1 protein-coding gene is annotated in these 386 nt (G+C 49.5%); it reads right to left on the bottom strand.

All coding sequences use genetic code 11. From position 1 onward, the window contains the following. The coding region (locus H5159_RS21270; RefSeq protein WP_259399140.1) for an Ig-like domain-containing protein at positions 1–386 on the bottom strand (386 nt) is incomplete at both ends.

Raw genomic sequence — 386 nt, 5'->3', positions numbered from 1 at the left:
CTGTCATTTGTTAATAATGGCGCATCTACACTCACACTTGGTGCTGTGGTATCAATGGTGCCGTTGCCGGTAATATCGGTGCTGTTACCTGCCACATCGCTAATACTTGCTTCGATGCTATATGGTCCTTCTGCCAAGGCAGTCGGTACTTCTACAGAGAAGTTACCATCGGCATCCACAGTGGTGGTAAAGGTTTGTGTATTGCCTTGATCGTCCACTACCGTGAAGTTAATAACCGTGCCTTCAACGGCATCACTTGTTCCACTGAGTGTCGGGGTGATGTCATTACTTGAGCCTGGGCTGGTAAGTACAAGTGTCGGTGCAGTGGTATCTATTTCACCTGCGCCTGTGGCGGTGGTGTCGTTGCCTGCGGTATCTTCAACACT

The sequence above is a fragment of the Pseudoalteromonas sp. SG43-1 genome (assembly GCF_014164415.1).
Classification (GTDB): domain Bacteria; phylum Pseudomonadota; class Gammaproteobacteria; order Enterobacterales; family Alteromonadaceae; genus Pseudoalteromonas; species Pseudoalteromonas distincta.
Note: the sequence above shows the minus strand (reverse complement) of the source record. Positions and strands in the feature narration are given on the sequence as shown.